Here is a 14,043-nt window from a genome sequence, read left to right on the forward strand (position 1 = left end):
AATAGTATTCATCGGGCTATTATAATATAGTATGTTATTAAGTGTAATGTCCGCATATAAGACCATTGCCAAAACCACCATTATATATTATAATACGTCGTTCTATTGGGGATGTTCTGGCTTCGACGCTGGTGATGAAACTCAATGATGCATGTCGAGAGTGTATGTCCTCTCGTAAATCAAACATATATTGTTATAGTCGCAAACGACGAAACTTACGCTCTAGCAGCTTAAACCCTGCTTACTGCGCTGCCGATTACCTATAGTTGACCAGCCCAGTTGAAGCGTCCGTATATAGGTTCGCCACAAGGGATTGTCTCAATCGCTTGGGTTCAAAAGTAGAGAATCGTCCAATCCATCCTGCCTGTCGGATCGGTGCGGACTAAAATCAAAGACAGAATCTAAACATGTAGAGTCATGAGCGTAATGCTGGCGGACGCGGGTTCAACTCCCGCCATCTCCACCAAATATATTAAATTAAGTCAATCACTTAGGTGGTTGGCTTTTTTTATGACATGATTTTGATAGGTTTTGATTATAGAGGTTAATTAGCCACTGCCCAGCGATAGAGCTTTTTAAGACCATAACTACCTGGATCGACCAGCTCTAACATATCAGCGCATGCTTCAGAACAGAACAACCGATACTCAGGATTATAAAATCCTGGAATTATAGTTCTAATCAAAGCCAAATAGTCATATTTAAAGCTTTTACGTTTGTTGAACCAACGTACGGCATAGTCAATATCACACATAACTGGAATCAATACCCAGTGACTAGGCTCCATATAGATCGTCTTACGCCGCAGTCCACCATCGCGATGACTTGAGCTAATACAATCGTAACGTTGCTCGCCCAATTCATTAATCACAAGCTCACAATGACTATAGGGAGAACCATCGATTGTACTAATAATATGGTCTAATAACTTTCCTTTTTCTGCAATGTAAAACGCCAAATAGGTGGCTTGCATGATGTACTCCTATAGTTACATTCTCCTATATAAATATACAGTAGCCGGCCAGTAATTGATAATAACTGCCATAAAAAAGCCAGTCAAATTACCTGACTGGCTTTGATGTTTTGTTGTTCTGTTGTTTTTTAGCCTTCAAGCCAAGACTTTATTTAGCCATTTACCAATATTTTGTATTTGCGGCATACAGACCTGATGCGCCATTGGATAAGTGTTATATTCAACACCATATCCCTTATCTGATAACAGTTGCTGTGCCTGCTGTCCCAAGATTACAGGAACAACTGGATCGTGAGTACCGTGTTCGATCAATATCGGTATCTCTTTATTAGCAGTGCTATAGTCGATATGATCATCGGTTGCCAAATACGTAGATAAGGTCATCAGTCCCGCTAGCCGCTCAGGATAGCCAAGCGCGACATGATAAGCCACTGCCCCGCCCTGCGAAAACCCTGCGATAACGATATGTTTAGGTTTGATGCCGCGTTCAATCTCACGACAAATCAAGTCATGGATTTGCTGAGAAGATGTCTCTATCTGAGCCAGATCGACTTTGCGCTCAAGGCTCATCTCTAAAATATCATACCATGCTGGCATCACCATACCACCGTTTACTGTCACTGGGCGTTTAGGCGCATGCGGAAAGATAAAGCGTACGGCCATGTCATTCGCTAAGCCTAACTGCGGTACCACTGGCTCAAAGTCATTGCCGCTAGCGCCCAAGCCATGCAGCCAAATCACTGCTCTGTCTATATTCTTTTGTGATGGGTTATGTTCAACAATGACCGCATCTAAATAATTACTCATATTCTTTAGGTTCCTTTGAATAAAATTATGGATACAAACAATTTATGCTTTCTATAGAACTGGTTTCTGTAGTAGGTTTTGTTCTTTATTTTTTAGTTCCGCACAAAAAAAGCCTTTGGTTGTTTCTAATTAGATAAGACTAGAATCAACAAAAGGCTGATAACTCTTTGAATGCGGTTTTAAGTAATTGATTCTACCGGCTGCTTAACATCCCCATTTTGACCACGATGACGCAGATAATGATCGAGCAATACAATCGCTAGCATGGCTTCTGCAATGGGCGTGGCACGTACCCCCACACAAGGGTCATGACGACCTTTAGTTAGCATATCAATTGCTTCACCATCTGTATTTATGCTCTTACCAGGGGTAGTAATGCTAGAAGTCGGTTTAAGCGCGATACTAACGCTAACATTCTGACCTGACGAGATACCACCTAGGATACCGCCAGCATGATTGGCAGTAAACCCATCTGGAGTCAGCTCATCGCGTGAACGATGACCAAACTGCCCAGCAACAGCCATACCATCGCCAATCTCTACCCCTTTGACGGCATTGATGCTCATCATCGCATGGGCAATATCAGCGTCTAAACGATCAAAGACAGGCTCTCCAAGTCCGACTGGTACGCCACTGGCAATAACTTCTAACTTCGCTCCGCAGCTAGTACCTTCTCGGCGTAGGCTATCTATTAATGTTTCAAAGCGACCAACCGCCTCTTTGTCAGCAGTGAAGAACGGATTACTATTCACAAAACCCCAATCGATCTGGCTTGGGTCTGTGACGTTACTATATTCATTACCAATTTGGGTGACATGACCACGGATTTGCACACCCAAGCGCTCTTGGAGATACTTCTTAGCGATAGCACCAGCCGCGACTCGCATCGCTGTCTCACGGGCTGATGAGCGACCGCCGCCGCGATAGTCGCGAAAGCCATACTTCATACTATAAGTATAATCAGCATGACCAGGACGAAAAGTATCTTTAATCTCACTATAGTCTTTTGATTTTTGATTGGTATTACGAATAAGCAGACCGATGGACGTACCCGTGGTTTTACCTTCAAACACACCGGAGATAATCTCAACTTCATCAGACTCACGGCGCTGGGTTGAATACTTAGAGGTGCCTGGTTTGCGGCGGTCTAAATCTACCTGTAAATCTTCTGCAGATAATACTAAACCTGGAGGTACGCCATCAACGATAGCCAACAAACCTGCACCATGTGACTCACCGCAAGTGGTGACGGTGAAAACCTGACCAATACTATTACCTGCCATAACTATCCCTAAACCAATAAAAATCTGTTTATATGTATTTACTAGTGGATCAAAAGCGCTGATTCGTTATTGACTCTTGTCCAATAACTGTACGTAATGTGCGAACAATTCACGATGCGCCATTAGCTCATCAAAAGTAATCGCAAAAATACCATGACCACCGAGTGCAAATTTTAGCCAGTCAAACTGAATGTCTGGATAAGCTTGTCTAAGCGCCCACTCACTATCACCCACTTCACACACTAACAAGCCTTCAGGACTTAGATATTCTGGCGCTTCAAATAAAATACGATGCACCAAATCCAGTCCATCTTGTCCAGCAGCCAGTGCTTGCTCAGGCTCATATAAAAACTCAGGCGGTAAGTCGGCCATGATAGCAGCATCAACATAAGGAGGGTTGGTCACAATAAGTTCATATTGATTTTCCGCTGGAATCTTTGCAAATAGATCTGATTCGATCACGTTCACTTGATGACCAAGATCGTGATGATCAACGTTGACCATCGCCACTTCTAATGCTCCTTTGTCAATATCAACCGCATCGACTAAGGCATCGACAAAACGTGTCGCCAGTGCAATAGCAATACAACCTGACCCAGTGCATAGATCTAAAATACGCTCTGGTTGTGACAATTGTTTCATATCAAGCCCATGATCATAAAACACAGCCGGTTGACCATTAACAGTTGCACCTAGAGGCTTTGCAAGCTCATTGACATCAAAATATGGGTGAAACTGCTGGCGGATTAACTCCGCTATGGGCGAGCGCGGAATAAGAACGCGTTCATCGACATAAAAAGGCAGATCACAAAAATAGGCCAAATTGATTAGGTAACTCAGCGGTTTTCGTTCAGCGATACGCTCTTCTAATAAGCTTAGCACCTGCTGTTTTTCTGACGTCGTCAAACGGCAATCAAGTATTTGCTCATTGGCGGCCCAATCTAAAGACAGAGAATGCAAAACAATCGCTGACGCTTCAGCAAACTCGTCAGTAGTACCTTGTGCCACAACCACATCATAATTGCGTAGTTGAGTGACTGAAAAACGAATGAAATCACGTATGCTAGATAATTGTTCACGCGCCTCTTCAAGCTCGCTATGTAAGTTTGCAAATTGATCTTCTTCAGTGATTAGATCCGTTTCATCTGTATCCAACCCATCTTGTAGATTCTGCTCAAAATGTTGAGACGCTTGATCGTTAGAATATTGATTTTGAAACTCTTCTGCACTCATAGTCTGGTGTTCTGACATATCGCACCTTGTTGATTACATGCTCGTTAGTCACATGATAGTGGATTAAATAAAACGCTGTGCATGCATTATAGACGTAAACGCTATATAGCGCCAATGACTATAAATCTTACTGCAATAAAACTTTGAAGTAAGAGTTTACAGCTATCTATAGCAATAAAATTAATTGATCATTATTTAGTAATTGACCAGCATTTATTCATTTTTTGGAATTTTTTATAAAAAGATAATCTTACTTAAAAATTGCTAATCAAACATTTTGAGCAACATACCAGCTAAAATATCAGCCAAATATAACTATATTGTATGTCATACGTCAGCTATTGACGCTTAGCACTCTACAGGTACAAAAAGATGTATCAAAAGTTTGCTTAGAATCTTAATTGTGCGCATAATAGCTCCATTGTAATAACCTACTATGGTCAAATATGATGAAAATAAAACCTCTTATTGCTTCTATGTCTATCGCTATCATTAGCGCTAGTATGAGCCTCAGTGCCGTTGCTGCAACTGATGATACGCGTACAACGCCAGCACGTACGGCTGACAAATTACCTGGTATTGCTGTATTGGCAAGCCTTGATGTACAAGAAAATCGTAGCACATCAATTGACAAAAATAACACAGTTGCTACGCCTAGCATCGAGCCTAAGACCACTGACAGTATGAGTGATCTGATCGACACTAAGCAAGATAACAGAATACAGTCAGCATCAGAACCAGTCGCTGCAGACAATATGAGCGCAGCTGAGCTGACGCGTAAGGATGAACAATCTGATCGTACTGACGATATTAGTGAAGGCCAAGCTGTGGCGGGTCCTAGTGACGCCTCATCTATAGACGCAACAGATCCTTCATCTTTTGAGATGCCTCAATATGAAAAGAGTCTAGACTTCAACACTGATCCTGCGATCAAAAATATCGAAGATAAAGATGGTAAAAGATATACCACGCTTAATTTGTCAAATTATGCCAAGCAAGTAAACAACGCCACATGGTCGCCGAATATGAACGTCAATTCAGCGATGACTATCAAAATGCAGGCTTTGCTTGACTGGAACTATGCCTCTCCTGGTCCAATCGATGGTGGTTGGGGCATGAATAGTAAAAAGGCGTTAATCAACTTTCAAACGATGAAAGGATTACCAGCGACTGGTACGATGGATCAAAAAACATGGGATGCATTGACTAAGAATATCCCTGCCAATAAGCCTGTCTTAGTCACGTATACGTTGACTGAAGATGATATCAAAACCAACTTTTTGACTACGCCTTCAGGTTCGGAAGCCAAATCAAAAGTGAAAGGTTTATATTATCAAGATATTAAAGAGATGCTTGCTGAGCGCTTTCATATGGACATACGCTACCTTGATAAGTTAAATAAAAATAAAAACTATCGAGCGGGTGAAACCATTACCGTACTTAACACACGTAAGCCGCTCAATGAGCGTATTAATCGCGTGGTTGCTGATAAAGCAAGCAAAACACTATATGCTTATAATGATGATAAGCTGGTTGCTACTTATCCAACGACGATTGGTAGCGATGCCACTCCTTCACCACAAGGTACCTTTAAGATCATTAATAGAGTTAAGATGCCATGGTATAAAGCGACTGTCGGTGAAGGTGGCGACAAAAAAGTACATATGTTACCACCAGGGCCAAATAACCCCGTTGGTGTCGTCTGGATGGGTTTATCAAAGCCTTCTTATGGTATTCACGGTTCACCCAAACCTGAAGGTATCAGTCGCCAAGCATCAGCAGGTTGTGTTCGTCTAACCAACTGGGATGTATTAGAAGTTTATGCCAATATCGAAAATGGCGCGACAGTTGAGCTTAAGTAGTAGCCGACTCGATAATACTTCATTGATATATTCATCGTTCATTTTAAAAAGACCTTTATTTTAAAGGTCTTTTTTTGTTTACTGATAGATTTTTATTCATAGATTATAGGGATCAAATATGAAGACAGTGATGTTCATAGGTTATGGATCGATGGCAAGAAAGGTGCACGAGATGCTACCTAAAAACGTCAAATTATCGACTGTATTAGCCAGTCCAAGGAGCGCAAATCATTTAACAATAGAGATGGGCGAATCTATAAATGTGATTACTTCTGTAGACGATTTACTAGAAGTTCCTGATATCGCTATTGAGATGGCGGGACAAGATGGGCTTAAAGAGCACGGTATCAAAATCTTAGAGAGAAACATACCTCTTGGGATTGTCTCAGTGGGTGCTTTTACTGATGAAAAATTTGCGATTTCGCTACATGATGCTGCAAAAAGACATGGGGTAAAAATTCATATTTTAGCAGGAGCGGTAGCAGGTATAGATGGCATCAATGCTGCAAGCTTGGCCGGACTTAGTAAAGTTATTTATCAAGGTAGAAAAAGCCCTTCGAGTTGGAAAGGCAGTTATGCTGACAAGCTCATTGATTACGACTCTTTAAAAAAATCGACCGTATTCTTTACAGGTACTGCTAGAGAAGCTGCGACTTTATTTCCTGCCAATTCTAATGTCGCCGCAACCATTGCTTTAGCAGGGGTTGGCTTAGATGAGACACAAGTAGAGTTGATCGCCGATCCCACGCTTTCTCACAACATTCATCATATAATAGCTGAAGGCATATTTGGTAAGCTTGAAATTAGCATAACTGGATTACCATTAGCTGAAAATCCCAAAACTTCAAGCTTAGCTGCATTTAGTGCTTTACGTTTGTGTCATCAGATTAATCAAGCTCTACAAATATAAAGCATCAATGAAGCGAGGTTATATGGTCAAAAACTCCAAATATTTCAAGTTTTATAAACCTCGAATAGCTCATATAGCTGAAACATTATACTCGCTGACCGTCGTTATTTTCTTCACCAGTAATGCTGCCTATTTTTTTGGTAAAGAACAATCCGACTGGTATTGAGATTAAGATACCAATCACTACAGCGATCTTAATGTGCGGTATTTCATTTAATCCTGTTACCAATGCTGCGATTATAAGTACGCCAGTGATGACTGTTGCCGTCATTGAATAGATCATAGAAAATAGTGTCCAGTTCATCGCTTAATCCTTATAAATTGTGTGGGTATAACACCTTTATACGTCAAATCCACACTAATAGTAAGCTTTTAGCATATACTCACAGGGCATACATATCGACTGACTTCTTCAAAAAACCATGCTAATATAAGGGATTATTTGTCAACTCATATATTTACTTTAATCCTCCTTATTTTCTTCATCACTTCTTAATAATACTGCTCTAACAATCAGTCATCTACTATTTCTCATCATAGTGTCTATTAACTAAAAAATTATTACGCTCTTCATGTTTTATCATTACAATAGCACTCCTCTCTTATTTGACTTGTAAAGCCAAAATGCTATGACATCATCAATCAACGACTCTTCTGAACCTGCCCCTTCAAAAAAGGACACATCCAACTTTCAAAACAGTACCAACGCTAACAGTACCAATGCTACTGAGGTAAAAAAGCAAGATCCATCGGACTATGTATTAGACAGTAACCGTTTGGTTGAAGAAGACAGGCAACAAGCAAATGAAATAGAAGCAGAGGCTCAACATTCCGACCCTGAGATAACGATGACTTCACCCAGTCCAGATGTAGTTATCGCCTCTGTCGAAAATATCTCACCTCAATCAGAAACTGCGGCAGCACAACCTGATGATAAAGATAACAACCAGCACCGCACTACCGAATCAGAAAATACTTCTTCGTCTCAAACGCCTCCTACAATACCAGCAGAATCCAATAATAACTCATCATCACCTGCGCCAAATTCGACGTTGAACGATGATGTTGACGGCAATGTTAAGCCACATCAAAGCGAGGATGAAAACGAAAAAAGTGCGAATGACACAGAAAGCCATCTAACAGACGATGATAAAGTCGATAAAGTCAAAGAAGAAAAGGAAGCAAAACTTGAGTCTTATAAGCAATTTATAGCGGAGCAATTTAGCAATCAAAAGGTAGACTATCCAAAAGTACGTCTCACTATCGAGGCCAATGCATTACCTAGTAAAATGTATTTTATGATGAATACCCTTTCTGCCATCATCGCCAGTTATGGATTGATAACCAATTCAGCGGCAGTCGTTATCGGTGCAATGTTAGTCGCTATGATGTTGGGGCCTATTACGGGAGCTGCATTAGCTATCATTGACTATCGCATGCCGCTACTACGCAGAACACTATTTACCGTTATAGCTGGCGTCTCTTTAGTTGTCTTAGTAGGTTTTGTTGTCGGTTATATGCATCAAGGCCAGCCGCTTTCCTCTGAAATTCTCTCGCGTACGCAGCCGACTTCAATGGACTTAATGATTGCACTTGCTGGCGGTACTGCTGGTGCGTACGCAATGGTCTCACCGCATCTGTCTGTCGCAGTGGTTGGTGTGGCGGTTGCAACCGCTCTTGTACCACCCCTTGCAGCAAGTGGTATTTTGTTTGCCAATGGAGAGACTACATTGGGTTTTGGTGCAGCCCTGCTCGCCTTGACCAATATTATTGCTATTCAATTTACGAATGCGATGGTGCTTTGGTTTTTGGGCTTTCGTCGTTTGGTCGATGATGATTACAAATCAAACACTTATATAACGTTCTTTCGCCGTAATGCCGTTGCGTTATTATTATTGGTTGGGTTAGGTATTTATTTGACCATTAACTTAAACATCAGTGCCACACAACAAACTTTTGAAAATAACGTAAAGGACGCTATAAACAGCCATTTTATAGACAAAGGTAACGTATTAACCAACATGCAATTTGTAAAAGCTGATGGTTATCAAAATGTACGTGCGGTCATTCGTGGTGAAAAAAGTCCGACCTCTTTTGATGTACAAGATATTGAAGCGGTTATCACCCAAGATATGGCGGATAACTTTCCTGATTATTTGCCTATCAAGTTACAACTGCGTTATCTGCCTGTAAAAATAATCGAATCTGATCCTTTTATCCAAAATAGACTTGACGAAACTGATGCTGCAATTTTGACTAAGTAATGTTAATACCAAACCTATCCATACTTATAAGAGTGGCATACAAAGGTGACTGATGTTTACCACACGTCTATTTGTTAATCTTCAACACACCTTATATGTTTGTGCTAAAATCGCTTGCAAAATTATTTTCTTTATTTTGTCCTTTTTATTTATCTCTATTTGTCAGTAAGGAGCCGCTGTGAGTCAGCCATTTCGCTCAGCCGATATTCGCCAAGCTTTTCTAGATTTTTTTGTGAGCAAGCAGCATACCGTTGTGTCTTCATCGAGTCTCATCCCGCATAATGATCCCACACTGCTGTTTACCAATGCCGGTATGAACCAGTTTAAAGAGACGTTTTTGGGTATGGAGCCACGTGACTACACACGGGCAGTATCTTCACAAAAATGTGTCCGTGCAGGTGGTAAGCACAACGATTTGGATAACGTTGGCTATACCGCGCGCCATCATACCTTTTTTGAGATGCTGGGTAACTTCTCGTTTGGGGATTACTTTAAGCAAGCAGGTATTGCTTATATTTGGGAGTTTTTGACATCTGATGAATGGCTTGGGATAGATAAAGATCGTCTATATGTGACCATTTACGAAACTGATGACGAAGCCTTTGATATCTGGAATAAAGACATTGGCATCCCCAGCGATCGCATCATTCGTATCGGTGATAATAAAGGCGCACCCTACGCATCCGATAACTTTTGGACGATGGGTGATACTGGTCCTTGTGGCCCTTGTACCGAAGTCTTTTACGATCATGGTCCTGAGATTGAAGGTGGACTACCCGGTACTCCTGAAGAAGATGGCGACCGCTTTATTGAAATTTGGAACTGCGTGTTTATGCAGTTTAATCGTCAAAAAGACGGCACTATGCTGCCATTACCTGCGCCTAGTGTCGATACTGGTATGGGGCTTGAGCGTATTAGCGCGATTATGCAAGGCGTCCATGGCAACTATGAGATCGATTTATTCGTGCATTTGATGGATGCCTCTGCTGAGATTTTAGATATACAAAATGAGCAGCAGTCATCGCTTAAAGTGATTGCCGATCACATTCGTGCGGTTGCCTTTTTGATTGCTGATGGTGTCCTGCCAAGCAATGAAGGGCGCGGCTATGTGCTCCGTCGTGTCATTCGTCGAGCCGTGCGTCATGGAAATAAGCTTGGCGCCGATAGCGATTTCTTCTATAAGATGGTCGCGCCACTCGTAGCTGAAATGGGAGAAGCTTATCCTGAGCTAAAAGATAAGCAGAGCGTCATCGAAAACGCGATTCAAAAAGAAGAAGCACAATTTGCCAAAACACTGGCGCAAGGTTTACGTTTACTTGCCAGCGAGCTTGAAGACTTAAAAGATGGCGATATTCTCTCTGGTGAAGCAGCCTTTAAACTCTATGATACTTATGGCTTCCCGCTAGACTTGACTGCTGATATCACTCGAGAGCGTGGTATTGCGATTAACGAAGCTGAGTTTGATGAGCATATGCAGGCACAGCGCACGCGAGCACGTGATGCTGGCAAGTTTGACGTTGATTATAGTAGTGTCATTCAAGTTGAGAGCCCTACCGAATTTATCGGTTATGAGCAACTGGAAGAAAACAACGTCAATGTTATTGCCTTATACCAAGACGGTAAATCTACTGAACACTTAGATGAAGGAATGGAAGGTGTCGTCATCATTGATCGCACACCATTTTATGCTGAGGGCGGCGGGCAAGTTGGCGAGCTTGGCGAAATTCGTACGACAACAGGGGTGTTTGAAGTACAAGATACTAAAAAGTCTGGACAAGCTATTATTCACTATGGTGTCGTAAATATGGGCCGCGTTAGTGTGCAGCAAACGGCGGACGCGCACGTGCTTTCTGATGTTCGTGCCGCTAGTGCCAAAAACCATTCTGCCACGCACCTATTGCATGCAGCATTAAAAGTGGTATTGGGCGATGAGGTTGCACAAAAAGGTTCGCTGGTATCAAGCGATGTATTACGTTTTGATTTTGCTTATGACAAGCCCGTCAGTAGCGCTGAAATCATGCGCGTAGAACGTTTAGTCAATGAACAAATACAAGCTAACGCACCTGCTTGTATTGAGAATATGCCCATCGATGAAGCCATGCAAAAAGGCGCAGTCGCGCTGTTTGGTGAAAAGTATGGTAGTGACGTTCGGGTCTTAACTATGGGCACAGACAGTATCGTTGATGGACAGCGTCAGCCCTTTTCTATCGAGCTATGTGGTGGCCTTCATGTACAGCGTACCGGTGACATCGGTGTCTTCAAAATTGTCAGTGAGTCTGGTATTGCCGCAGGTATTCGCCGGATCGAAGCCGTTACTGGCATAGGTGCGATAAAATACATCCAACAAAACGATCAGCAGTTGAGTACTTTAGCCTCCCAGCTCAAAGTCAAACGCCCTGAAGTGGCCCAGCGTGTACAGACTATGGCAGACAAACAGCGCGATTTAGAAAAACAACTGGAGCGTCTGCAACAAAAAATGGCCAGTGCTCAAGCAGCCAGCTTATTAGACGATGTACAGACCATTGCAGGCACGCCAGTATTAATTAGTATGGTAGAAGGCATTGATGGTAAGTCGATTCGCCCATTGATGGATGATATTAAGTCCAAACTGCAAGACAGCGTGATCGTCTTAGTGGGTGATAAAGATGGACAGCTAGCGTTGGCGGCCAGCGTAGCCAAGTCCGTCACTGCTCGTATTAAAGCTGGTGACATTGTTCGTCATCTTGCTGGCGAGTTAGGAGGTAAAGGCGGTGGTAAGCCTGATTATGCCCAAGGTGGCGCGTCCAAGACCGATAACATAGGCGCGGTTATTACAGCTCTACCAGCGTGGATTGAGTCACAACTTGGTTAACAAGAGGCTCAGAGTTCTATAACTTATCTGATTGGTTATAACAGTTATAACCAATCGCCATGTATCTAATGGCTGTTGCGACTTAAAATCAGTGTGCTAGTGTGGTATAAAGTATGGCGGTCAGCTCTTAATCTAGTCTGCCAACGAAAAAAACAATCAATAGCACAGCAGTTTTTATGATCCGGCTTTATCTTTGTTAGTATTTACCTCAAGCAATAGGAATAAATAGACTCATTACAGGTTAACACTAGCAACTTATAGACAGCCATTGACGAATAATAGGTAAATTTTATGGCTTTAATAGTGCAAAAGTATGGTGGTACGTCGATGGGCAGTATCGACCGTATCAAAAATGTCGCAAAGCGCGTCAAACGTTGGCACGATAATGGCCATCAGATTGTCGTTGTAGTTTCAGCCATGAGTGGTGAAACCAACCGTTTGATTGATCTGGCTCGCCAAATTAGTAGCCAACCAGATCCCCGCGAATATGATCAAATGGTCTCAACTGGTGAGCAAGTTTCTATCTCACTCTTAGCCATGGCAATTAAAGACCTTGGCGTGGGTGCTCGCTCAATGACTGGGCGTCAAGTAGCGATCAAAACGGATAACGCGCACAATAAAGCACGTATCGAGAGTATTGATGATAAAAACATACGTGAACAACTAGACGCTGATAATATCGTTATCGTGGCAGGCTTTCAAGGTATCGACGAGTATGGCAATGCTACTACCTTAGGACGCGGCGGCTCTGACACTACAGGTGTTGCGATTGCAGCTGCCTTAGGCGCAGATGAGTGTCAAATTTATACGGATGTTGATGGCGTCTATACCACCGACCCACGTGTGACCTCAAAAGCCAAAAAGCTTGAAAAGATCACCTTTGAAGAAATGCTCGAAATGGCCAGTCTTGGCTCCAAGATTCTACAAATTCGCTCTGTAGAGTTCGCTGGTAAGTATGGTGTGCCTTTACGTGTACTCTCTAGCTTTGATGAAAATACCGACGGCAGCTTTGATCAAGATTTTCAAGACAATGTCGGCACCCTAATTACAATAGACGAAGGAGACAATATGGAACAGGCAATCATCTCAGGTATCGCATTCAACCGAGACGAAGCAAAAATTGTAGTACGCGGTGTACCTGACCATCCTGGTATTGCCTCTGCTATCCTAAGCCCGATTGGTCGCGCTAACATTGAGATCGATATGATTGTGCAAAATCTTTCGGATCAGGGTACAACAGATTTTACTTTTACCGTCAATCGCACTGACTTAGACAAAACCATGAAAGTGCTAAATGATGAGGTAAAAGACGAGATTGGTGCAAAAGAGATACTAGGCAATAGCGAGGTTGTCAAAGTGTCACTGGTTGGTGTCGGTATGCGCTCACACGCAGGTGTCGCTAGCCTTATGTTTCAGACGCTTGCTGAAAACAATATCAATATTCAAATGATATCAACTAGTGAGATTAAAGTTTCGGTTTTGATTCAAGATCAACATTTAGAAAAAGCCGTTAAATCACTACATACGGCCTTTGGTCTGGACCGTGAAGACGGCGATAGCAAAATTGCGGGTTTATAAAACCAATGCAAAATACTATGGTTCGTCGATTTAGTGTTGGTTATTATTGAAACCGTTAAAACTGTAAGCCTATTTTGGTAGCATTGTTTTGACGGTTTTCAATTAAATAGCTATTTATCGTTTCTAATAAGTATTTGGTTAGGAAGGTACTTTTTATACCCTTTTTGTAATTTTAACGTTATTAACGTTGTAGTTTACCTAATAGTTTTATGAAAACCCGTGACAGCATCTGTTATGCCACCTATAATGGGGGCTCATTTGGGCTAAATGAACCTACCTATC

Annotated in this window: 10 protein-coding genes and 1 other RNA gene; 6 read left to right on the forward strand and 5 right to left on the reverse strand. The window is 42.0% G+C overall.

Annotated features, from left to right (window positions below; all coding sequences use genetic code 11):
• Positions 1-107: 107 nt before the first annotated feature.
• Positions 108-466, forward strand: a transfer-messenger RNA (tmRNA) gene (gene ssrA, locus ACS8FC_RS04820).
• Positions 467-544: 78 nt separating this feature from the next.
• Here the strand turns inward: ssrA and ACS8FC_RS04825 are convergent.
• The 4 genes from ACS8FC_RS04825 to prmB all read right to left on the reverse strand — a co-directional run bounded on the left by ACS8FC_RS04825 (position 545) and on the right by prmB (position 4,314).
• On the reverse strand, positions 545-973 hold the full coding sequence (locus ACS8FC_RS04825; protein ID WP_439296017.1) for a hypothetical protein: 429 nt from the start codon (positions 971-973) through the stop codon (positions 545-547).
• A 135-nt stretch (positions 974-1,108) separates the two neighbouring features.
• The gene (locus tag ACS8FC_RS04830) at positions 1,109-1,780 is read right to left on the reverse strand and encodes an alpha/beta hydrolase (protein WP_439296018.1); all 672 of its coding nucleotides are present in this window, start codon (positions 1,778-1,780) and stop codon (positions 1,109-1,111) included.
• Between the two features lie 179 nt (positions 1,781-1,959).
• Entirely contained in the window at positions 1,960-3,063 is a 1,104-nt protein-coding gene (aroC, locus tag ACS8FC_RS04835; RefSeq protein ID WP_439296019.1) for a chorismate synthase, read from the reverse strand.
• Positions 3,064-3,129: 66 nt separating this feature from the next.
• A complete protein-coding gene (gene prmB / locus ACS8FC_RS04840) occupies positions 3,130-4,314 on the reverse strand; it encodes a 50S ribosomal protein L3 N(5)-glutamine methyltransferase (protein ID WP_439296020.1) in 1,185 nt (394 codons plus the stop codon).
• Between the two features lie 428 nt (positions 4,315-4,742).
• On the opposite strand from prmB, the gene ACS8FC_RS04845 reads away from it, so the two are divergent.
• Together ACS8FC_RS04845 and ACS8FC_RS04850 are read left to right on the forward strand one after the other, a co-directional pair.
• The gene (locus ACS8FC_RS04845; RefSeq protein WP_439296021.1) at positions 4,743-6,158 is read left to right on the forward strand and encodes a L,D-transpeptidase family protein; all 1,416 of its coding nucleotides are present in this window, start codon (positions 4,743-4,745) and stop codon (positions 6,156-6,158) included.
• Between the two features lie 118 nt (positions 6,159-6,276).
• A complete protein-coding gene (locus ACS8FC_RS04850; protein WP_439296022.1) occupies positions 6,277-7,068 on the forward strand; it encodes an aspartate dehydrogenase in 792 nt (263 codons plus the stop codon).
• Between the two features lie 85 nt (positions 7,069-7,153).
• Here the strand turns inward: ACS8FC_RS04850 and ACS8FC_RS04855 are convergent, their stop codons facing one another.
• The gene (locus tag ACS8FC_RS04855; RefSeq protein ID WP_439296023.1) at positions 7,154-7,372 is read right to left on the reverse strand and encodes a hypothetical protein; all 219 of its coding nucleotides are present in this window, start codon (positions 7,370-7,372) and stop codon (positions 7,154-7,156) included.
• 325 nt (positions 7,373-7,697) lie between these two features.
• Between ACS8FC_RS04855 and ACS8FC_RS04860 the strand changes: the two genes are divergently transcribed.
• From ACS8FC_RS04860 to ACS8FC_RS04870, 3 genes are all read left to right on the forward strand, one after another.
• Positions 7,698-9,332 (forward strand): DUF389 domain-containing protein, encoded by a 1,635-nt coding sequence (locus ACS8FC_RS04860; RefSeq protein WP_439296024.1) that lies wholly within the window; start codon positions 7,698-7,700, stop codon positions 9,330-9,332.
• Positions 9,333-9,510: 178 nt separating this feature from the next.
• Entirely contained in the window at positions 9,511-12,183 is a 2,673-nt protein-coding gene (gene alaS / locus ACS8FC_RS04865) for an alanine--tRNA ligase (RefSeq protein WP_439296025.1), read from the forward strand.
• A 291-nt stretch (positions 12,184-12,474) separates the two neighbouring features.
• Entirely contained in the window at positions 12,475-13,761 is a 1,287-nt protein-coding gene (locus tag ACS8FC_RS04870) for an aspartate kinase (protein ID WP_439260695.1), read from the forward strand.
• Positions 13,762-14,043 lie beyond the last annotated feature (282 nt).

Source organism: Psychrobacter sp. 1Y4, from assembly GCF_051847555.1.

Coding starts and splice junctions, on each gene's coding strand:
- ACS8FC_RS04825 (WP_439296017.1), bottom strand. CDS start 973: ATGCAAGCCACCTATTTGGCGTTTTACATTGCAGAAAAAGGAAAGTTA.
- ACS8FC_RS04830 (WP_439296018.1), bottom strand. CDS start 1,780: ATGAGTAATTATTTAGATGCGGTCATTGTTGAACATAACCCATCACAA.
- aroC (WP_439296019.1), bottom strand. CDS start 3,063: ATGGCAGGTAATAGTATTGGTCAGGTTTTCACCGTCACCACTTGCGGT.
- prmB (WP_439296020.1), bottom strand. CDS start 4,314: ATGTCAGAACACCAGACTATGAGTGCAGAAGAGTTTCAAAATCAATAT.
- ACS8FC_RS04845 (WP_439296021.1), top strand. CDS start 4,743: ATGATGAAAATAAAACCTCTTATTGCTTCTATGTCTATCGCTATCATT.
- ACS8FC_RS04850 (WP_439296022.1), top strand. CDS start 6,277: ATGAAGACAGTGATGTTCATAGGTTATGGATCGATGGCAAGAAAGGTG.
- ACS8FC_RS04855 (WP_439296023.1), bottom strand. CDS start 7,372: ATGAACTGGACACTATTTTCTATGATCTATTCAATGACGGCAACAGTC.
- ACS8FC_RS04860 (WP_439296024.1), top strand. CDS start 7,698: ATGACATCATCAATCAACGACTCTTCTGAACCTGCCCCTTCAAAAAAG.
- ACS8FC_RS04870 (WP_439260695.1), top strand. CDS start 12,475: ATGGCTTTAATAGTGCAAAAGTATGGTGGTACGTCGATGGGCAGTATC.